Origin of the sequence: Alteromonas sp. MmMcT2-5, assembly GCF_022348315.1 — a bacterium.
Classification (GTDB): Bacteria; Pseudomonadota; Gammaproteobacteria; order Enterobacterales; family Alteromonadaceae; genus Alteromonas; species Alteromonas macleodii.
Genome location: NZ_JAKRFB010000016.1, coordinates 1 through 19521, shown reverse-complemented (window position 1 = coordinate 19521; position 19521 = coordinate 1). Strand labels below are relative to the sequence as shown.

General features: G+C 44.4%; 18 protein-coding genes. 10 read left to right on the top strand and 8 right to left on the bottom strand.

What is annotated here, in order from left to right:
- The first annotated feature begins 14 nt into the window (after window positions 1–14).
- The 5 genes from greA (at window position 15) to MHN09_RS08915 (ending at window position 4760) form a co-directional block, all read left to right on the top strand.
- Window positions 15–491 (top strand): transcription elongation factor GreA, encoded by a 477-nt coding sequence (gene greA / locus MHN09_RS08935; protein ID WP_014948981.1) that lies wholly within the window; start codon window positions 15–17, stop codon window positions 489–491.
- 488 nt (window positions 492–979) lie between these two features.
- On the top strand, window positions 980–1750 hold the full coding sequence (locus MHN09_RS08930) for a methyl-accepting chemotaxis protein (RefSeq protein WP_239240261.1): 771 nt from the start codon (window positions 980–982) through the stop codon (window positions 1748–1750).
- 125 nt (window positions 1751–1875) lie between these two features.
- Entirely contained in the window at window positions 1876–3726 is a 1851-nt protein-coding gene (locus MHN09_RS08925; RefSeq protein ID WP_239240258.1) for a hypothetical protein, read from the top strand.
- Window positions 3727–3736: 10 nt separating this feature from the next.
- Window positions 3737–4276 (top strand): NUDIX hydrolase, encoded by a 540-nt coding sequence (locus MHN09_RS08920; RefSeq protein WP_239240255.1) that lies wholly within the window; start codon window positions 3737–3739, stop codon window positions 4274–4276.
- Window positions 4277–4367: 91 nt separating this feature from the next.
- Entirely contained in the window at window positions 4368–4760 is a 393-nt protein-coding gene (locus tag MHN09_RS08915; RefSeq protein WP_014948986.1) for a DUF3224 domain-containing protein, read from the top strand.
- Between the two features lie 100 nt (window positions 4761–4860).
- Here MHN09_RS08915 and MHN09_RS08910 read toward each other — a convergent pair whose 3' ends face one another.
- Window positions 4861–5310, bottom strand: coding sequence for an Hsp20 family protein (locus tag MHN09_RS08910; RefSeq protein WP_014976128.1), 450 nt, complete (start codon window positions 5308–5310; stop codon window positions 4861–4863).
- A 389-nt stretch (window positions 5311–5699) separates the two neighbouring features.
- On the opposite strand from MHN09_RS08910, the gene MHN09_RS08905 reads away from it, so the two are divergent.
- Window positions 5700–6881 (top strand): acetate kinase, encoded by a 1182-nt coding sequence (locus MHN09_RS08905; RefSeq protein WP_239240252.1) that lies wholly within the window; start codon window positions 5700–5702, stop codon window positions 6879–6881.
- A gap of 44 nt (window positions 6882–6925) precedes the next feature.
- Window positions 6926–9067, top strand: a complete 2142-nt coding sequence (pta, locus tag MHN09_RS08900) for a phosphate acetyltransferase (protein WP_239240249.1) — start codon at window positions 6926–6928, stop codon at window positions 9065–9067.
- Between the two features lie 216 nt (window positions 9068–9283).
- Here pta and MHN09_RS08895 read toward each other — a convergent pair whose 3' ends face one another.
- The 6 genes from MHN09_RS08895 to miaB form a co-directional block, all read right to left on the bottom strand.
- Window positions 9284–10582, bottom strand: coding sequence for an amidohydrolase family protein (locus tag MHN09_RS08895; RefSeq protein WP_039230292.1), 1299 nt, complete (start codon window positions 10580–10582; stop codon window positions 9284–9286).
- A gap of 117 nt (window positions 10583–10699) precedes the next feature.
- Window positions 10700–12205, bottom strand: coding sequence for an apolipoprotein N-acyltransferase (lnt, locus tag MHN09_RS08890; RefSeq protein WP_239240246.1), 1506 nt, complete (start codon window positions 12203–12205; stop codon window positions 10700–10702).
- A 106-nt stretch (window positions 12206–12311) separates the two neighbouring features.
- Window positions 12312–13169, bottom strand: a complete 858-nt coding sequence (gene corC, locus MHN09_RS08885) for a CNNM family magnesium/cobalt transport protein CorC (protein WP_239240243.1) — start codon at window positions 13167–13169, stop codon at window positions 12312–12314.
- Window positions 13170–13285: 116 nt separating this feature from the next.
- The gene (gene ybeY / locus MHN09_RS08880; RefSeq protein WP_039225624.1) at window positions 13286–13762 is read right to left on the bottom strand and encodes an rRNA maturation RNase YbeY; all 477 of its coding nucleotides are present in this window, start codon (window positions 13760–13762) and stop codon (window positions 13286–13288) included.
- Window positions 13759–14841 carry a PhoH family protein gene (locus MHN09_RS08875; RefSeq protein ID WP_039216249.1) on the bottom strand — a complete coding sequence of 361 codons (1083 nt, stop codon included), beginning with the start codon at window positions 14839–14841 and terminating at the stop codon, window positions 13759–13761. The genes ybeY and MHN09_RS08875 overlap by 4 nt, the downstream gene beginning before the upstream one ends.
- Window positions 14842–14870: 29 nt before the next feature.
- A complete protein-coding gene (gene miaB / locus MHN09_RS08870; protein ID WP_049586779.1) occupies window positions 14871–16304 on the bottom strand; it encodes a tRNA (N6-isopentenyl adenosine(37)-C2)-methylthiotransferase MiaB in 1434 nt (477 codons plus the stop codon).
- Between the two features lie 305 nt (window positions 16305–16609).
- On the opposite strand from miaB, the gene MHN09_RS08865 reads away from it, so the two are divergent.
- The 3 genes from MHN09_RS08865 (at window position 16610) to MHN09_RS08855 (ending at window position 18549) form a co-directional block, all read left to right on the top strand.
- Window positions 16610–17809, top strand: coding sequence for an FAD-dependent monooxygenase (locus tag MHN09_RS08865; RefSeq protein WP_049586778.1), 1200 nt, complete (start codon window positions 16610–16612; stop codon window positions 17807–17809).
- Window positions 17809–17985 carry a hypothetical protein gene (locus MHN09_RS08860; protein WP_014948996.1) on the top strand — a complete coding sequence of 59 codons (177 nt, stop codon included), beginning with the start codon at window positions 17809–17811 and terminating at the stop codon, window positions 17983–17985. Before MHN09_RS08865 ends, MHN09_RS08860 begins: the two co-directional genes overlap by 1 nt.
- Before the next feature lie 81 nt (window positions 17986–18066).
- Window positions 18067–18549 carry a hypothetical protein gene (locus MHN09_RS08855; RefSeq protein WP_239240240.1) on the top strand — a complete coding sequence of 161 codons (483 nt, stop codon included), beginning with the start codon at window positions 18067–18069 and terminating at the stop codon, window positions 18547–18549.
- A gap of 77 nt (window positions 18550–18626) precedes the next feature.
- On the opposite strand, the gene MHN09_RS08850 is transcribed toward MHN09_RS08855, so the two are convergent.
- Window positions 18627–19217 carry a TetR/AcrR family transcriptional regulator gene (locus MHN09_RS08850; RefSeq protein ID WP_014976138.1) on the bottom strand — a complete coding sequence of 197 codons (591 nt, stop codon included), beginning with the start codon at window positions 19215–19217 and terminating at the stop codon, window positions 18627–18629.
- Window positions 19218–19521: the final 304 nt, after the last annotated feature.

The window sequence follows — 19521 nt, the reverse complement described above, 5'->3', positions numbered from 1 at the left end:
GTGAGACGGTATTCATGAGTCAGTATCCAATGACAGCGCGCGGCGCTCAAATGCTGCGTGACGAATTAAATGAGCTAAAAACCAAAACACGCCCACGTATTATCGAGTCTATTGCCGAAGCACGTGAACATGGTGACTTAAAAGAAAATGCTGAGTATCACGCGGCCCGTGAGCAGCAAAGCTTCTGTGAAGGCCGCATTCAAGATATTGAAGGCAAGCTATCAAATGCACAGATTATCGACGTTACCAAAATGGAAAATACGGGTAAGGTTATTTTCGGTACTACCGTAACCATTCTAAACGTCGATACCGATGAAGAAACCACCTACCGTATTGTTGGTGATGACGAAGCTGATATTAAGAACAACTTGATTTCGGTTAATTCACCTATCGCTCGTGGCCTAATAGGTAAAGAGCTTGATGACATGGTAACGATTCAAACGCCAGCCGGCGCAGTTGAAGTTGAAATCATCGAAGTAGAATATATCTAACTACGCAAGCCAGCAGAGTCCTTCTGCTGGCTATATTTTCCGTCACAAAACTTCTGAATCCGATCATGGATTTGTAATCTGTTAAGCCAAAGCGTTTTTTAATTTTCTTGCCTGTGTATTGTTGTTTATTAAGCATTGATTGAACTCAACGGTTAGCCCTGTTCCTGCTGCGCTCGTACTTTAAGAATAAAATTAAGTGATGACGCTGTCCCGTTAGCTCACTTTTGCGTTTTCCTATCCCAAAATACATGCGATTTTTAGTATAAAAATCCACCGCTTTTACAAAGAGGCCTATACTTAGCTCTGGAACCAGTTGTAGATGTATCGGTTTTATCACCTTTTCATTAATCCGTTGCTTCGAAAGAAGTGATGCATCTCGTACTGTTAACACAACCATCTTAGCTTTACGTGACCTTATTCGGGGGTTAGGCCAGTCGATAAGCACAAGCTCTCGATTATCAAACAATTTAGAAACGGCGTGCGCTGAAATGCTAAGTGACGCTGGGAGTACTCAGCAACTCACCACTAATATTGCATCGGCGGTTGAAGAGGTGGCGGTAACAAGCCGTGAGATTGCCAGTTCTTCGTTGGCAACGCTTAATGCGAGTCAAAGCCTAGATCGTTTAGCTGACCATTCGCTCTTAGCCAACGACAATATACGAAAGAGCATGGTAGTGCTTTCAGATGATATTCGAAATGTTCAATCTAATGCCGCTCAAATGGAAATGAAAGTCAGCGAAATAGGAAATATACTGGAAACTATCAATACCCTTTCCGACCAAACTAATCTTCTCGCACTTAATGCAGCAATTGAAGCTGCTAGAGCAGGGGAGCATGGCCGAGGCTTTGCCGTCGTTGCTGACGAAGTAAGAAAGCTTGCACAAAGTAGCAAGGAATCGTCAGATAAAATATCTACGCTGTTAGTGAGCCTAAAGGACGCCAGCGTAATTGTTGTCGATGATATCAATAAGGGTGTTATATCTATAGAAGCGTCAATGAATACAACTATTGAAGGTCGGCAAACTGCGGAAAAGGTGAAAGAAGCAGCGTGCGAGCTCGAGCTTATGGCGAATAATACGTCGTCTGCGGCCGAGCAACAGTCAGTGACCACGGAAGTGGTAGCTAAAGATGTAGTAGCGGTTGAGGAAGCGGCGCGGCACGAACTTCACATTGCACAACAATTGTCTGAGCTGTCTTATGAAATGCAGCGCAACAACCAGTTACTGCAACGCACTATTGCGGGGTTTAACGTAGATTAAGAACGGTTAATAGCCCGAGCTTAAAAAATTGTAGTCTCTGACTGGCGGGGCGCTCTACTTAAAATCATTGCTCAATCTACTTACACTAAGTATGATTTTTCCTTTTGTTTTCGAAAGGATGCATCATGGCTTATGATTTTGGTTCTCAGACGCTAGGGATAAAGAACCCATTTAAGACAGAAGGAGCGCTTAGAACACTGGGTGGTGTCTTAACGCTATTGTTAGCGGTTTACGTTGTTTTCACAGTGCCGGCAATATTTGACGCCAACAAGGTGAAAGGCTATACCTTGCTAGCGGTTGGTTTTGTTTTAGTGGTATCGGGAATACGCCATACGGCGGTTGGTATCCTTCAACTTATGCGCTTTTTTGTAGGTAGAACAGTTCCCACTTCACTGGCCTACAACTTCTCAAAATCTGAACAAGATGCTGCTCAGGCAGAGCAAAAATCCCTGCTTTACTCAAAAGAGTCACTGCACTCTATGCTTATGGGAAGACGAAATACTACCTTTGAGGAGCCAAAAGGCTGGCTCGCTCGGCTAGTTCACAGCGTTTTTCCTAAGCTTGTTTTCTTACCTTACCCGCTACGCCATCTTGCCCAAGAAATTTTAGCCATGGGGGCGACACTTATCGTGGGCTTAGTTACCTACGCCATCGTCTATTTTTTAGTAAGTAATGGCTTTGCAGGTGAAGTCGCAAAAATTGTCGTTATGCCTGTTCTTTCTTTGGTATTGCTTATCTATTTTGTTGCCAACTGGACCTCTACGGCAAAGGGCATCCATAACGAAGGAAACTCGCAACTTGCTAAAGCGGGAGGGTTGTCAATTGGTGTAATCATTGGATTAGCACTAGTCGTTCCTCTTGTTGCGGGTGTGTTTCTCGATGGTGTGGTGGGAAGTAATATCAATGAACTTAAAACCTGGTCTGAAGAACACGCTTTTTTTAGCGCTTGGCTGAACTTTGTATACCTTTTCATCAGTATCGGCGTGGTGATAGGTCTTGTATTTCCATTACTTAAAAAGCGCATGGATTTAGTGACACCACAAACTGACGTCAGCGAATTTCGAGCAAACATGCAAGAGTCTGTTCATCCCAATGAGATTTTTATCAATATAGAAAACATCGTGCTTGCCAACCGTCGTTACAAGGAAGTCCCAAACAGAATATACGCCGATTTTGTTCCTAAGCTTAAAGAGCAGGCTGAAGGGAAGGGTAGTTTTGAAGGGGAATTACTGATAGAAACTCAGCCAACCCTCAGTGAGGGGGTAGCATTACCCAAAGGGGCTAAAGTAGCGCTGAGCGCCATTGCGCAAGTTGCCGTCGTTGTTGCCGCGGTATTGTTTTACTCATCTGGCGTACAGCTCGCTGAGCTACTACATCTGGTTATCAATATCGGTGTAGATAACAGCGCACTGTTGAACAATGCTTTTTCTATGGTCAATAATTTGCTCATGCTGATATTCGCTTGGCTTACTTTCAGAGCGGCAGGAAGTATTTTAAATAACGCGTCTCACATGTTTTGGGGCGAGCTGAACTTTAACTCTTTGCTGATGTACATGAAAACCGAAGGCACGTATACCGAGTCTAGAGTTTCAACAGGTATGGCAATTCACGATTCTACACGGTCTGAAAATGTCGTAGTTAGAAGCAGTATCACACCGTGGATCATTACTAGCCGAATTAACACTTCTATATTCGCCACTAGCGGTATGAACAATCTGGAAGCCCCGCGCTTTGTAATGGGAATGAACAAAAACGACGGAGAATTGAAGGAAATCGTCGACGAAATTAAAGCATTCTTACGCGGTAGAGAGACCATCGCTTCAATCACTAATGAATCAGACTTAGCCAATGCAAGTACCATTCATCAAGTTAATCAACAAACCCGAGCGTTTAATAAAAACCCTGACGATCGCCTAACACTTAAAGAGACGGAAGAAAGTGCAGGTTTTCTTCGAAACGAAAAAGACAGTGAGTGAGGAGTGAGGCATGGCTGATATTAAAACACTAGATACAAAAGTTGTGTACGAAAACAAATGGCTTCGCGTAAGAGAAGACAAAATACAACGCAGCAGTGGAAACGAAGGCATTTACGGCGTGGTGGAAAAGCCTGACTTCGCTATTATTTTGCCGATAGAAGGCGATACGGTTTACATGGTTGAGCAATATCGCTATACCATAAAAGAGCGCCAGCTTGAGTTGCCTCAAGGTGCATGGGAAAGTAACCCTGATGTCGCCCCTGTTGAATTGGCGAAAGGTGAACTTAAAGAAGAGACTGGCTTAACTGCAGATTCAATGGAATATGTGGGTTTTCAATATTTAGCATACGGTTTTTGTAATCAGGGTTATCACATTTATATAGCTAAAGGCCTCACCCAAGGCGCACAAAAACTCGATGTTGAGGAAGAAGACTTGCGCGTTGTTTCACTCTCTTTAAATGAGTTAAAGGAGAAAATAAAACGTGGAGAAATCAAGGACGCAAGCACCTGTAACGCAGTGGGGTTAGCCATGCTTAAGGGGATTATCTAAACACCCTGTTACAATTTGCTGACTGTTTTTTTCTTTCTGAGAAGCTAGGGTTTACAGTTTATAACTAAAAACCATTTATAAAGAGATATTTATGGCGTTCAAAGGAAGTTTTTCCATTACTCAATGGGACGAAGACACACTTAGTGAAAGATCAGAGGGAATTAAGGTATCTCACGCTAGTATTAAGCAGGTGTATTCTGGTGAAATGAGTGGCGAATCTAATGTCGAGTTTTTGATGTCTTATCAATCTCAGATGTCTGCCAAATTTACCGGGTTTGAAACCTTCGTTGGCGTAGTAAACGGTATGCGCGGCACGGTTACTTTTCAGCATGCCGGTAAGTTTGAGAATGGAGTTGCAAGCAGCGAATTTATATCAATTGAAGGGTCTGCTACAGGTGAACTGACGGGAAAAAACCTTCGAGGTAACTTTAAGTCTGGTGAATCGGGTAAAGCTGATTACGCCATTGAAATCGACAACGCGTGAGTAACGGGTAAGCGGCAACGAAAAGCGATTTTTTTAAGCCCAAAAAAACGGCGCCGAAAGGCGCCGCTAAAAGTTGGGAAACAAACCAAGAAACTAACTATTAATTTTCAATTAAACGAGAACCAATCTCTATTTGACGAGGCTTCTTGGCTTCAGGAATGACTCGCTCCATATCGATGTGTAACAGACCGTTTTCCATATCTGCAGCTAGCACTTTTACATGGTCGCCAAGTTGGAATTTACGCTCAAAGTTACGCTCTGAAATGCCCTTGTGTAAGAACTTACGCTCTTTGCTTTCTTTATCGTCCGCTTCCGTTTTCTTCGTGCCCGTAATCGTCAACGTGTTTTCTTCAACCTGAATAGAAACGTCGTCTTTACTAAAGCCGGCAATAGCCATGGTTACACGATACTTGTCATCGCCAAGTAACTCTATGTTATACGGCGGGTAGGTACTTTGCTTCTCAGCACGAGATGCTGCATCAATTAATGACGCTAGGTGATCAGAACCAATGAATGAACGGTAAAGTGGAGATAGATCGATAGTACGCATAGTCATATCCTCAAAATTAAGCAATATGTTAAAAGTTTAAATGCCCCGACTCTGCGGCGGCGGTTTTGTCGACCTGACCTTTCAGCGTCGACAAAACATATATAGGAATGGCCCAAATACTTTTCAAGAAAGAAAATGCATATTTTTTCCAAAAAACTTGGATTTAATTTTAAGTGTATGTATTTATTGGTTTTATTTGTTTCTTTTTTTACGGCATGAAATGAATCGCGTGCTTTTCAATAAATATTGAGAAAAAACCTCACATACAATAAGTGTATGCGATGTTTTTTATAAAACATTTAGCAATTGTTTAACCAATCCGGTTGTTTATAAATGCTACAATTTGGTTAAGCAAAATGTCTTACCACTTTTATTTGTAAATTTAAAAAATGAAGAAAGAAGTTATAGTTTTAAATTGCGGCAGTTCGTCCGTAAAGTTCGCGATAATTGACGCTGACACTGGAGAGGCTGGACTGTCTGGTATTGCTGAAGCACTAGGTAATAGTGATGCTAGTTTGTCTTACAAGTTAAACGGCAAAAAAGAAAAACGCGCACTACCTGAAAAAGCTGGCCATACCGAAGCGTTAAGCGCAATTTCAGAAGTTATCGCTAGTACGGGCGTTAAGCCTATCGCAATAGGGCATCGTGTTGTTCATGGTGGTGAAAAGTTTAAGCAGGCTGCACTTGTCGATGATAGCGTACTAAAAGCAATTGAAGATTATGCAAGCATGGCTCCGCTTCATAATATGGCGAACCTAAAGGGGATCGTCACGGCGCAAGAGGCTTACCCTGACCTGCTTCACGTAGTCGTATTTGATACTTCTTTCTTTCAAACCTTACCCCAAAAAGCCTTTATTTATGCTTTACCCATGTCGCTTTATCGCGAGCACGGCATAAGACGCTACGGATTCCATGGAACCAGTCACAAGTTCATACTTGATAGCATGGCAAAAATTCTTGAGAAGCCGGTTTCAGATACCAGCATTATCAGTGCCCACCTAGGCAATGGCTGCAGTGTGTCGGCTATAGAAAAAGGTGTGGCGGTAGACACAAGCCTTGGCTTTATTCCTCTTGAAGGCTTAGTTATGGGCACTCGCTGTGGCGACTTAGATCCGAGTCTACCGGGAACGCTGCAGAAGAAGCTTGGCAAAACCGCAGATGAGATAAGTGATTTACTGAACAAACAGTCTGGATTACTTGGTATCTCAGAGCTGAGTAACGACTGTCGAACCCTTGAAGATGCGGCGCTTGAAGGTCACGAAGGTGCATTATTGGCCATTGAAATTTTTTGCTATCGCTTAGCTAAATACATCGCGGGTTATATGGTAGCCGTACCCACGTTAGACGCTATTGTATTTACAGGCGGAATAGGGGAGAACTCATCGCTTATTCGTGAGACAACTATGGGGTATTTCGCCCACTTTGGAATTAGCTTAGATGAGCAAAGAAATACCGACGCGCGATTTGGTCAAGGTGGAAAGATTACCGCTGATACCGCATCAACGGCAGTTTATGTTGTGCCTACAAATGAAGAATGGGTGATAGCCGCAGAAGCTGCAACCTTCGCGTAAATTATATAAGCAACGCCAACGCGTTAGCAAAAGCAGGAGTAACTATGTCTCGCAGAATTATGTTGATCCCCGTAGGCACAAGTGTTGGCCTAACTACGGTCAGCATGGGCCTTGTTCGTGCTATCGAGGAACAAGGCATAAAGCTCAATTTCTTTAAGCCCGTTGCACAGCCACGTAAAGGCGATAACGGCGAAGAGCGCTCTACAGCAATTATTGCGCACCATGCCAGTGTGTCGCCCATCACGCCTTTCGAGCTTGAATACGTAGAGCGAATGATCAGTAACGACAGCACCGATGAACTCTTAGAGGAGATCATCGAGCGGTTTGAAGAAAGCAGTGTTCAAGAGGCTGTTACTGTTATTGAAGGACTGGTGACAACTCGCCATCATCCTTATGCAGAGCGCCTGAATTTAGAGATTAGTCGGGCACTTGATGCCGACATCGTTTTCGTGGCTGTGCCGGGAAATGAGTCGACCACAGATATCAATCATCGCCTCGAAATCGTTGTAGACACCTATGGCGGTCACAAAGGTCAAAAAGTAGTGGGCTGTATCTTCAATAAGGTTAACGCGCCTTTTGATGAACATGGTCGCTTACGCGCTGATATTGGCGCAATAGAAGCCCCTGAGCACGACGAAGAGCGAACCCAAGCGTTACGTGATTTGCCTATTTTCAAAAAGGGCTTGAGTCTACTTGGCACAATTGACTGGAGTGCTGATTTAGTATCTCCTCGCGCCACCGACGTAGCGAAGCATCTTAACGCTAGCTTGTTAAACGAAGGCGAGCTGGCTGAGCGGCGTTTAAGTAGCGTCACGTTTTGCGCGCGAGAAATTCACAACATGACGCACACCTTAAAGCCGGGGGCGCTACTTGTAATGTCGGGTGATCGCGGCGATGTTTTTGTGTCGTGCTGTTTAGCTGCATTAAACGGCACAAAGCTAGGCGCGCTCTTGCTTACCGGCGGCTATCAGCCGGATGAAAACATTATGGCGTTGTGTAGCCAGGCCATGGAAACGGGTTTACCGGTTATGCTGGTAAATTCCAATACGTGGCAAACAGCACAAGCACTTCACGCTTTTAATCAGGAAGTACCTGTAGATGACAGTAAACGCATTGAAAAGGTGATGGTTCACACTGCGGAAAGTTTAGACGCAAGTTGGGTAAATTCACTTACCCAAAAAGTGTCGCGCCAGAAAAAACTCTCTCCATCAGCGTTTCGTTTTTACCTAACAAACCGTGCAAGGCAGGTAAATAAACGCATTGTGCTTCCTGAAGGAAACGAGCCAAGAACCGTGGTGGCGGCCTCTATTTGTGCCAAACGGGGTCTTGCTCGTCCTGTATTGCTAGGCGATGAAACTGAGATTAGACGGGTAGCAGAACAGCAAGGTGTTGTACTGAGCGAAGGCGTTGAGATTCTCTCGCCGTCGGCCATTAAAAAAGACTATGTTGATAGCTTAGTGGCGCTACGCGGCCATAAAGGTGTGACGGAAGTGGTTGCCCAAGAGTTGTTAGAAGATAACGTAACTCTGGGCACGATGATGCTTCAGCAAGATGACGTGGATGGATTAGTGTCAGGTGCAGTAAATACAACCGCGAACACTATTCGCCCAGCGCTCCAGTTAATAAAGACCGCTGAAAACGCGTCTTTGGTGTCGTCAGTATTTTTTATGCTGTTGCCTGACCAAGTTTTGGTTTACGGCGATTGTGCAATTAACCCAGATCCTAACGCTCAACAGCTCGCTGATATTGCTATTCAATCTGCGGAATCTGCACAAATGTTTGGCATTGAACCGCGGGTTGCGATGATTAGCTACAGCACTGGTTCGTCAGGTGCAGGAAGCGATGTAGAAAAGGTGAGAGAAGCGACCAAAATTGCGCAAAGCCTTCGCCCTGATTTACTTATTGATGGTCCACTTCAATACGATGCAGCGGCTATCGAAAGTGTGGGCAAGAGCAAGGCACCAAATAGCCCTGTTGCTGGTAAGGCAAACGTGTTTGTTTTTCCTGACCTCAATACCGGAAATACCACTTACAAAGCGGTACAGCGTAGCTTCGATCTAGTGTGTATTGGCCCAATGCTGCAAGGCATGCGAAAGCCCGTTAACGATTTAAGTCGCGGTGCATTGGTTGACGATATTGTATTTACCATAGCACTTACTGCTATTCAGGCGGCAGGTAACGTTTAACAGGGTAGACTACCTATCTGTTGTAAGGTAGTTGCTGCTAACAAAAACGGCGCTACTTCAAGTGAAGTTAGCGCCGTTTTTTATTTCTTAGTCTGATGCAGTGTGATGTATCGCTAAGCTATTAACCTTGCGTAGCGACTACCCTCTGCTATGCTCCGTGCAGCAAGCTGCAATCTATGAACTACAAGCTAAAGATTTTCCTTTAGCGGCCATTCATCACATCGCGTACTGCTTCACAATTTGTCCATCTTTCATAACAAAGCCCACTTTTTCCATAAGGCTCATATCATCTAGTGGGTTGCCGGGCACTGCGACGATATCTGCCAGCTTACCTTTTTCCAAACTTCCAAGGGTAGCTTCTTGTTTCAGTAAGCGGGCAGGGTTAATAGTAGCAGCTTGAATAGCCTGAATGGGGGTCATACCGAACTTCACCATCCGGGCAAACTGCTTAGGATTATCACCGTGAGGGTAAACCCCGGCATCGGAACCAAATACCATATTTACACCAGCTTTAACTGCCTTCTCAAAGTTTTCGCGCTGAGTTTTACCAACAATACGCTCTTTATTCAGGCTTTCTTCTAGAATACCGGCTTTCTCTCCTTCACCCAGAATATATTCAGTTACGTAAATATCCATAGAGAAGTAAGTACCGTTCTTTTTCGCTAAATCTATCGCTTCGTCATCAAGCAAACTTACGTGTTCTACTGAATCTACACCCGCTTTAATGGCTGCTTTAATGCCATTAGTGCCATGAGCATGAGTCGCTACTGTCAAACCACGCAAATGGGCCTCATCAATGAGGGCTTTCATTTCTTCGAATGTGTATTGCTGTGCACCTACTTTTGTGCCTTTAGACAAAACGCCACCTGTAGCGCAGAATTTGATCACGGTAGCGCCGTACTTAATATTTCGACGTACTTTTTTGCGTACTTCCCACGGGCCATCGGCAACACCTTCGCTATAATTGTCATACTCATAGGGCAAAAGATTGCTGTCACAATGGCCGCCAGTTACGCCTAGGCTTGGCCCAGCTACAAACATGCGCGGTCCCACTACGTCGCCCGCGTTGATGGCATCTCTTAACGCAACATCAGCAAAACCAGGTGCACCAACATTACGCACAGTGGTAAAACCTGCATCTAACGTTGCTTTAGCGTGTTTAACGCCAGTAATAGCCGCGCGGGGCAGTGATACTTCTAAACGCTTGTACCCGTGTCGAGTTGCATCACTGGTTAAGTGTACGTGCATATCCATTAACCCAGGCATTAGCGTGGCATTGCCTAAATCAATACGTGTTGCTTCGTTTGGAACTGTCAGGTCTTTAAGGCGACCAGATGCAGTAATTATATTGTCCGTTACAATAACAGCCGCCTGTTTGACGACTTTCCCGTTAGCAACGTCAATCATGCGATCTGCAGTAATTACCGTTGTCTCTGCGAAAACAGCAGTAGAGCAAACAATGGCAGTGATAGAAAAGGTGAGTAGTTTTTTTGAAAAAAGAGAAACCCAGTTCACAAGTATTTCCTTAATTAGCACACATTGAACTTTGCAAAAAACAAGTTCAACATGTCCTACATCGAGTTAGTATTATTATTGAATGACTATTGTGTCGGTACCTTTAACTTGTACAGATCAACTCTGTCTTCGTCTAAGAAGTAACGCACTAACAAATAGCAAAATAACTATAAACCAAACACCTAGCTCTTGAAGATGGTAATACGGTGTAAACCCTCTGGTTGCGACAACTGGCGCCGAAATATTACCTGCCATAAATTGAGGTAGCCGAGCAGTTATTTCGCCTCTGTGGTCTATAAAAGCCGTAATGCCATTATTTGTCGCTCTAACGACAGGGCGGCCTAACTCAAGGGCGCGCATTTGCGCTATCTGCAAATGCTGAGCAGGCCCATGTGAGTGACCAAACCATGCATCATTACTCACGGTTATGATCATGTCGGTATTTTCATATACATTTGCCATCACTTGATGAGGAAACGCAATTTCAAAACAGATAGCGGGGGCTAGGTGAATGCCGTTAGCTTCAAGGTTTGCCTGTTGATAGTCACCTCGAGAGAATGATGACATAGGTAAATCGAATAGGGGAGCGAGCGGGCGAAGCCAGTCTTCAAAAGGTACGAATTCGCCTACGGGCAATAGATGATGTTTCGAAAATCGGTTGTTGTGGAAATATTGATAGTCGGGATAAGCGGCATCTGGCGTACGTTTACCTAGCACAATTAGGTTGTTCCACGCTTCATCAGTTTCCCAGTTGTAATTAACAATACCCGTAATAAGTGCCGTGTTCTCTTGAAAGGCTCTTTCGTTAACTTTAGCAAGATAAGGTTGGGCTAATGGCTCAAGCTTGGGAACCGCGGCTTCAGGCCAAATGATGAGGTCGTTATCCCATAAGCTTTCAGTTAATTTCCAATAGGTGTCCATGGTTGGACCATCTTGCTCTGGCACCCATCGCAGACTTTGCGCGATGTTGCCTTGAGCCATGCCTACTGAGTAGGTTTTTTGGGGCGCAACCCAAGTATGTTGTTTAAGAAGGTAGCCACTGGTAAATAAGCACAGCGCCACTAGCATTGCGTTGGCGAAAGTTCGCTTATTGTGTATCAACGCAAATAGCGTAGCGCTGATAACGATAAGCGCGCTTATTCCCGTTTCTCCGATGATTGGCGCAAAGCCTGAAAGAGGGCTCTCTAGTTGACTATACCCTAAAGATAACCATGGAAAGCCGGTTAGCATCCAGCTTCGTAACCACTCAGCCGCAACCCAGAAAAGAGGTAACGCCATTGGCCACAAGTGAGGAGAGAAGAACTTGGCGGTTAGCTTGGTGGCAAGCGCAGGATAAAGCGATAAGTAGCCACATAGCAACGCCATAATGCCAATAGATGCCGCAATGGGAAGCCCGCCAAAGTCGGCAATACTCACATGAACCCAACTTATACCCGCTCCAAACCATCCCGCACCGAACAGCCATCCGGCTAAAAATGGGCGATGTTTGAGCTTTATCACCTGACGTATAGCAAGTGCAAGCGCAGGAATAGTTAAAAGCCACATGTTAAAGGGAGCAAAAGCAAGGGTTAAGCTTGCACCACTTAGTAAAAGAAGAAGGTGGGGAGTAAACCGTTTCAGCATAGGAGTCATCTGATCGTGGTTAATAGAGTTGTTATGTCAGCATAAGGTGAGCACGCATAAAATCATGCTGCCCTATGCTGAAACAGGCGTAGTTTGCGTTACTTCACTATTCGAGCGAAGGCACTGAAACCTTAAGTTGGATAAGTCGGCGCTTATCAGAGTTAGTCACTTTAAACTGAATGTCGCCAATGGTGATTTCGTCATTGGTTTCAGGCATATGACCAAACGCTTTCAGCACAATACCGCCAATAGTGTCGGCTTCTTCTTCGCTAAACTTGGTTTCAAAAAACTCGTTAAAATCGTCAACCGGCGTTAAGGCTTTAACAGAGTATGTTGATTTATTTAACGGGCGAATATCATCGGTACCATCTTCTTCCGTATCGTATTCGTCTTCAATTTCACCCACGATAATTTCAAGGATATCTTCAATCGTGACTAGACCAGACACACCGCCATATTCATCTACAACAATGGCCATGTGGTAGCGTTGCTGACGGAACTCTTTAAGCAGAACGTCCACGCGTTTGCTTTCTGGGACAATAACCGCAGGGCGCAGAATATCGCGAAGGTTGAATTCTTTTTCCGCGTCAAATGCAAAAGCTAAAAGATCTTTTGCTAACAGAATACCTTCGATGTGGTCTTTATCTTCGCTGATAACGGGAAAACGGGAGTGAGCAGATTCAAGCATTACAGGTAAAAACTCTTCTACCTTTTGCTCTACATCGATGGTGGTCATTTGAGCGCGAGGGATCATGATATCCCTTACTCGCATTTCATTTACCCCAATAACCCCTTCAATCATTTCGCGGGTTTGTGGGTCTATGATTTCGTTCTGTTCAGCATCAGTAATAACCGATACTAACTCTTCTTTACTTCTCGGCTCGCCAGAAATTGAATTTTTTAGTTTATCTAACCAACTCTTGCCTGATGAGCCGTTGGTAGAGTGAGGATTATCGTCGCTCATAATGTCCGTTTAATTGTTAGTTCAACGCCAACGTTAAAATGGTTCTCGCTGGTCGTCAATGTTTTATTGTTATTAAGTGTTAAAGTACTTAACTAACAATGATTTATATTGAATTGTTAATCAATAGATTCGTAAGGATTAGCAATGCCAAGGTGCGCAAGAATATCAATTTCCTTGCTTTCCATTTCCTCAGCTTCCGCATCATCAATATGGTCGTAACCCATTAAATGCAATAGCCCGTGAACAGTCATGTGCGCGTAGTGGTTGCTTACGTCTTTATGCTGTTCTTCGGCTTCTCGACTAATAACGGGGGCACAAATAACCAGGTCGCCTAAAAGGTTTATTTCTATACCTGGAGGCGCTTCAAACGGAAAAGATAAAACATTTGTGGGTTTATCTTTTCCTCGGTATTCATGGTTAAGGCTTTGACTTTCGGCTTCGTCAGTAAAGCGAATGGTCACTTCTTGCTCAGCTAACCCTTCGTAATTGAGCACGGCGTTAGCCCAAAGCTCTAGTTCCGAAGGTGAGGGAATGGCCGACAAAATGGCCTCGTCACCTTCAAACGCTTGCTGTACATCAATAATGGCACTCACGATGCGTTGTCGTCTTTCGTTTGCGTGGCATTATCGTCTTGAGAAGCCTGTTCACGTTGAAGTCGCAACGCTTCTTCTTTACGTGCTTTGCGAAGACGCTCTTGTTCAGCATCGTGCACTTCATAGGCTCTTACGATGCGTGCAACCACAGGGTGGCGGACCACGTCTTCAGCGTTAAAGAAGTTGAAAGAAATGTCATCCACTTCACTTAACACTTCAATAGCATGGCGAAGACCTGATTTTGCACCGCGAGGTAAGTCTACCTGCGTGATGTCTCCGGTGATCACCGCTTTTGAATTGAAGCCAATACGGGTTAAGAACATTTTCATTTGCTCTACCGTGGTGTTTTGACTTTCATCCAGGATAATAAAGGCATCGTTCAGCGTTCGACCGCGCATATAGGCCAGCGGTGCAACTTCAATGACGTTGCGTTCCATAAGCTTTTCTACTTTCTCGAAGCCCAACATTTCAAATAGGGCGTCGTAAAGCGGACGAAGGTACGGGTCAACTTTTTGTGAAAGGTCGCCGGGTAAGAAACCGAGCTTTTCACCCGCTTCTACCGCCGGGCGGGTAAGCAAGATACGGCGAATTTCTTGTCGCTCAAGCGCGTCCACAGCAGCAGCGACGGCTAGGTAGGTTTTACCCGTACCAGCAGGTCCAATACCAAAAGTAATATCGTGGTTTACAATGTTCGCCACATATTGCGCTTGGTTAGGGTTACGCGGCTTAATCACACCGCGCTTGGTCTTAATATTCACTTCTTTGCCGTAGCCGCCTGTTGCGTCTTTTTCAATAACGCGGGCTTCTTGAATGGCAAGATGAACTTGTTCCGCTTCTAGCTCGGGAATACGGCCCTTAATAGGCTGAGTTTCTATATAAAGAAGCTTAAGTAATTCGCTGGCACTTTTTATTTGCTGCGGTTCACCCAACACCTTGAATGCGTTATTTCGGTAGGTAATTTCTACCCCTAACCTGCGCTCAATTTGTTTAATGTTGTCATCAAAGGGGCCACATAAACTCGACAAACGTTTGCTATCTGCCGGTTCTAATTCAAATTCGTTACTAACCAATGTACTCAAGCTACTTTTTTCCTCGCTATAAAATGTATTTAGGCTGGGTTAAATTGACCCACGCCAAGCTCATCGGGCAAATCTACCTGATGCTTTGCCATGATAGATTGGGGCGAAACGGCAACACGCAAGCCCATTTCGCTCTCTCTGCGCACAACTTCACCACGTAATGAGTTAGTGAATACGTCAGTGATGTTTACATCAACGAATTCGCCAATCATGTCTGGTGTGCCTTCGAAGTTCACTACACGGTTATTTTCAGTACGTCCCGAAAGCTCCATTGGGTTTTTCTTTGACGGACCTTCAACCAATATTCGCTGCTCTGTACCAACCATGTGACGAGCAATACGAAGAGCCTGTTGCGTAATACGCTGCTGTAGTAGGTGAAGACGTTGCTTCTTAGTTTCTTCACTTACGTCATCTACTGCGTCGGCAGCAGGCGTACCCGGGCGAGCACTGTAAATAAAGCTGAAGCTAAGGTCGTAATCGACTGCCTGAATCAAATCCATGGTGGCTTCAAAGTCGGCATCTGTTTCACCTGGGAAACCAATAATGAAGTCACTCGACAAACTAATGTTCGGGCGAATTTTCTTCAGCTTACGCATTTTAGACTTGTATTCGATTGCTGTATGGCCACGCTTCATCAAGTTCAATATACGGTCAGAGCCGCTTTGAACAGGCAAGTGTAGGTGGTCTACTAACTCCGGAATAGACGCGTATGCTTCTATAATGTCATCAGTAAATTCAACCGGGTGTGAGGTGGTGTAACGAATTCTGTCGATACCGTCTATGGCCGCTACCAATTCAAGCAGCTCAGAGAAACGACAAATTGTACCGTCGTAATTTTCACCGCGATACGCGTTAACGTTTTGACCTAGAAGATTTACTTCACGCACGCCTTGACCTGCAAGCTGAGCGATTTCAAGCAACACGTCGTCAACAGGGCGGCTTACTTCTTCACCGCGGGTGTAAGGCACAACACAGAATGTGCAGTATTTTGAACAGCCTTCCATGATTGAAACGAACGCCGTTGGACCTTCAGCACGTGGTTCAGGTAAACGGTCAAATTTTTCAATTTCCGGGAAGCTAACGTCAATGACTGACTTTGCGCCGCCCTGAAGCTGATTGATCATTTCAGGCAAGCGGTGCAGTGTTTGTGGACCAAAAACTAAGTCTACGAACGGCGCGCGCTGACGAATAGTATCGCCTTCTTGAGAGGCTACACAGCCGCCCACACCGATAATAAGTTCAGGTTTATCTTGCTTAAGTGTTTTCCAACGGCCCAGCTGGTGGAACACCTTTTCTTGTGCTTTTTCACGAATTGAGCATGTGTTAAGCAAAATAACATCGGCTTCTTCAGCACTTTCTGCAGCACTGTAGCCATGCGTTGAGTCTAGTAAGTCTGCCATTTTCTCCGAGTCGTACTCGTTCATTTGGCAGCCCCAGGTTTTGATATACAGCTTTTTAGTCATAACAACTATTCGATAACCTGTTAGTGTTCCTGTGAGTGAGAGCAGTTTCACCGTTGTTTAGAAAAGGTGGCTGCCAGAATGTTATTTTACGTGAGGCGCTTAAATCACCACGTAAAAAACACTGATAATGTCAGTTACAGGAAGATGTTCAAAATAGCCGCATATTTTACCTGTTATGCAAGCATATTCCCAGTATCTTGAGACGATTCGTTAAGAATTGATCTAGGGCAAGCCAGTTCTACGTTTTACTTCACAGCGCTTTGTGTTTTAAGACATAATGCAAGTGCGTGTTTTAAGGAGAGTAAATGGTCGATTTTTGTATAAATGGCGGCGGTATGGTAGGTGCTGCACTTGCGTTGGGACTTGCTCAGCAGCAGTTTAAGGTAGCAGTGATAGAGCCGTATCTACCAGCACCTTTTAACGCTGAGACGGGGCCTGACTTAAGGGTTTCAGCCATCAGCGAAGCATCGGTAACGTTGTTAAAAGCCCTTGGCGCTTGGGAACACATAGCCGCCATGCGTGTTAAACCTTACACAGGCCTTAGCGTGTGGGACGACCCAGCCCATCGAACAGACTTTACCGCACAAAGTATCGACATGCCCCAGCTAGGCTTTTTTGTGGAAAACCGATTGTTGCAGCTGGGGTGCCACCACGCATTAAAGCAGTTTGACAATGTTGAGCTCATTACCGGACAAACGGTGCAAGATATTCAATTAACGAATACGGCTAAGGTCAGCCTTTCTAATGGCAGAACCATTGAAGCGAGCTGGCTTGTTGGCGCAGATGGTGCAAACTCTCAGGTAAGAAAGGCGGCGGGCATTGGCACCACAGGTTGGCAATATGCGCAGCAGGCGATGGGGATCACTATAAAGATGGAGAACGCCGTTGAATCTGTAACCTGGCAGCAGTTTACATCGAGTGGCCCTAAAGCCTTTTTACCTATGTTTGATAACTTCGCTTCGCTGGTTTGGTATGACTCGCCTGACGAACTCAAACGGATTAAAAGTTTAAAAGCGAGCCAACTTGAAAGTGAAATTCTTAAAACGTTTCCAGACGAATTAACCAGAAATGGCAATAGCTTTTCAGTTATTGATAAAGCGATTTTTCCGCTTACCCGTTCCCATGCTAATCAATACGTTAAAGGCAGATGTGTGTTAGTTGGTGATTCAGCACACACTATTAATCCGCTTGCCGGACAGGGTGTTAATTTAGGTTTTAAAGATGTAGAAACCTTTCTTTCTGTGTGTGCTGAATTCAAGCCATTCGGTAGCGACAACGCATTGTCGCTAACCGATAAAGTATTTTCTCAAAGGCTTATCAGCAATTATGAAAAGCCACGAAAGCGAGATAATTTGGTGATGATGACGGCAATGGATGGGTTTTATACCTTGTTTAGCAATGACGTTGCCCCCATAAAATGGATAAGGAACCAGCTTCTTTCTGTGGCGCAGCGCATAGAGCCTGCTAAACAAGAAGTGCTCAAATATGCGATAGGGTTACGATAATGGAAGTGTTAATTTTACTGGCGGTGTTATTTGGTGCGCTAGCGTTGATTATACCGCTAATAGAACGCTCTAAAATGCGAATCAGTAATGAGGATGCTGCGAAATGGGCTAAGTGGATTTGGCCCTTAATGGGGATTTTGCTTATCGCCCAGTTGTTGCGGTTACTGTTCTCTTAGCTGCTGCTTAGGTTTAAAAAGTCACAAAATCTAGCCACTTGCCGAACTCAAATCAATTCACTTTTTCAAAGGTTCAAAGGAATGACCGTACAATTTTCGCAAGGGTTCTCCAATCAATGTCCGTGGGTTAATCTAAAAGGCTATAGCCTTTATTATATTTGGCAAGGGCATCCAGCAGACGAAGGCGAAAAACACTTTTATCAGTTGAAGAGTAAACCTGACCCTGAAAAGGTTGGGGTGATGTCTGCCTGCTGGGATGGCTATGCAGGCAGTTATCAGTTAAGTGCTGAAGGAAGCCTTATTCTCACTCGGTTTCATTACTTCCTCCCCAACGGGTTGGGGGAGTCCGATACCTTACTTGAGGAGTTACACGGCGACTTTTACTTAGAATTTAGAACCTACTTTGAAGGCGAACAGCTATATGTACCGTTTGTTGATGGTAAAGTGACTGTTGACCAGGAACAGTGGGTTGAGGTTAAGCGAGCCTACATTAATATGAAAACGGACAAAAATGGTTTTTCCACTTGGTTTAATCGGTTCATTCCGAACCGCTTATTTAAGTAAACAAGGGCTCATCCAACTGGTTTCAAGGCAATTTTCATGAAATGCACTGCGTCAGTTTTTGTAAGCCTTCATCTACATTAATGTGTTTGTTGTGGCCATTGTCCTTTCAAATCGATAATGACTTTGTCTATCATCTTAATAGTTGTTTGATTATCGTCTTGCAGTAAGGCAAACGCTCGTAAGCCAACGAACTGATTTTGAAGCCACTCTGCGGCTGTTGACGTTGGCGTATGTTCAGGCAACTCACCTTTTTCGATACAGGCTTCAATAATATTTCTAAAACCAGCCTTAAGGGTTTGCATGCTCTCAAGTACAGCTTTTTTGGCAATATCACCAATGAGTTCTAATTCTGCAATAGACTTAACTAGCAAGCACTGGCGCATGTAGCGTTGCTCGTCGGGGCCAGTTAATGCTGTTTCAAAAAAGTGGTAAAGAGCATCTAAAGGTGATTGAGCTTCTGTGACTTGCTTTAAACGTTTTGCACTGTTGTCTGCATAATGCTCAACAACAAGTTTGAATAAACCTTCTTTGCTTTGAAAACGCGCATAAATACTACCCGGGCGCATATCCAATGCCTGCTGAATATCACGCATGCCAGCCGCCTGAAAGCCTCGTTGCCAAAAAAGCGTAGTGGCTTTTTCTATAATCTCATCGTGGTCATATTTCATCGCTGCATACCTTATACGTGAATATTTTGAACATATGTTCAATTATCGCTTGAACGATCGTTCAAGTAAACCTATTATTATTGGCATACGAGTAGTGAGTAGCGCAAAGCGTTGCTTGCAGTTTTTGATCACATCAATAGGAGAGTGACATGAGCGATTTTACTTTACACACGAAAGAGAGTGCGCCAGAAGCAGCGAAGCCTTTATACCAATTGCATTAATTAATTGACCAACTTTATCCACTCTCTCCAACAGAGATTTTTGACTCGTTCAACATCCGCAATGAATGTATTCCAAGCGCGAG

Bases quoted from the DNA above. Each gene is read 5' to 3' on its own strand.
- lnt (WP_239240246.1), bottom strand. From the start codon at position 12,205: ATGCTGAAACGGTTTACTCCCCACCTTCTTCTTTTACTAAGTGGTGCA.
- MHN09_RS08850 (WP_014976138.1), bottom strand. From the start codon at position 19,217: ATGAAATATGACCACGATGAGATTATAGAAAAAGCCACTACGCTTTTT.
- MHN09_RS08855 (WP_239240240.1), top strand. From the start codon at position 18,067: ATGACCGTACAATTTTCGCAAGGGTTCTCCAATCAATGTCCGTGGGTT.
- MHN09_RS08910 (WP_014976128.1), bottom strand. From the start codon at position 5,310: ATGCGTACTATCGATCTATCTCCACTTTACCGTTCATTCATTGGTTCT.
- miaB (WP_049586779.1), bottom strand. From the start codon at position 16,304: ATGACTAAAAAGCTGTATATCAAAACCTGGGGCTGCCAAATGAACGAG.
- MHN09_RS08930 (WP_239240261.1), top strand. From the start codon at position 980: ATGCTAAGTGACGCTGGGAGTACTCAGCAACTCACCACTAATATTGCA.
- MHN09_RS08865 (WP_049586778.1), top strand. From the start codon at position 16,610: ATGGTCGATTTTTGTATAAATGGCGGCGGTATGGTAGGTGCTGCACTT.
- greA (WP_014948981.1), top strand. From the start codon at position 15: ATGAGTCAGTATCCAATGACAGCGCGCGGCGCTCAAATGCTGCGTGAC.
- corC (WP_239240243.1), bottom strand. From the start codon at position 13,169: ATGAGCGACGATAATCCTCACTCTACCAACGGCTCATCAGGCAAGAGT.
- MHN09_RS08920 (WP_239240255.1), top strand. From the start codon at position 3,737: ATGGCTGATATTAAAACACTAGATACAAAAGTTGTGTACGAAAACAAA.
- MHN09_RS08905 (WP_239240252.1), top strand. From the start codon at position 5,700: ATGAAGAAAGAAGTTATAGTTTTAAATTGCGGCAGTTCGTCCGTAAAG.
- MHN09_RS08925 (WP_239240258.1), top strand. From the start codon at position 1,876: ATGGCTTATGATTTTGGTTCTCAGACGCTAGGGATAAAGAACCCATTT.
- pta (WP_239240249.1), top strand. From the start codon at position 6,926: ATGTCTCGCAGAATTATGTTGATCCCCGTAGGCACAAGTGTTGGCCTA.
- MHN09_RS08915 (WP_014948986.1), top strand. From the start codon at position 4,368: ATGGCGTTCAAAGGAAGTTTTTCCATTACTCAATGGGACGAAGACACA.
- MHN09_RS08860 (WP_014948996.1), top strand. From the start codon at position 17,809: ATGGAAGTGTTAATTTTACTGGCGGTGTTATTTGGTGCGCTAGCGTTG.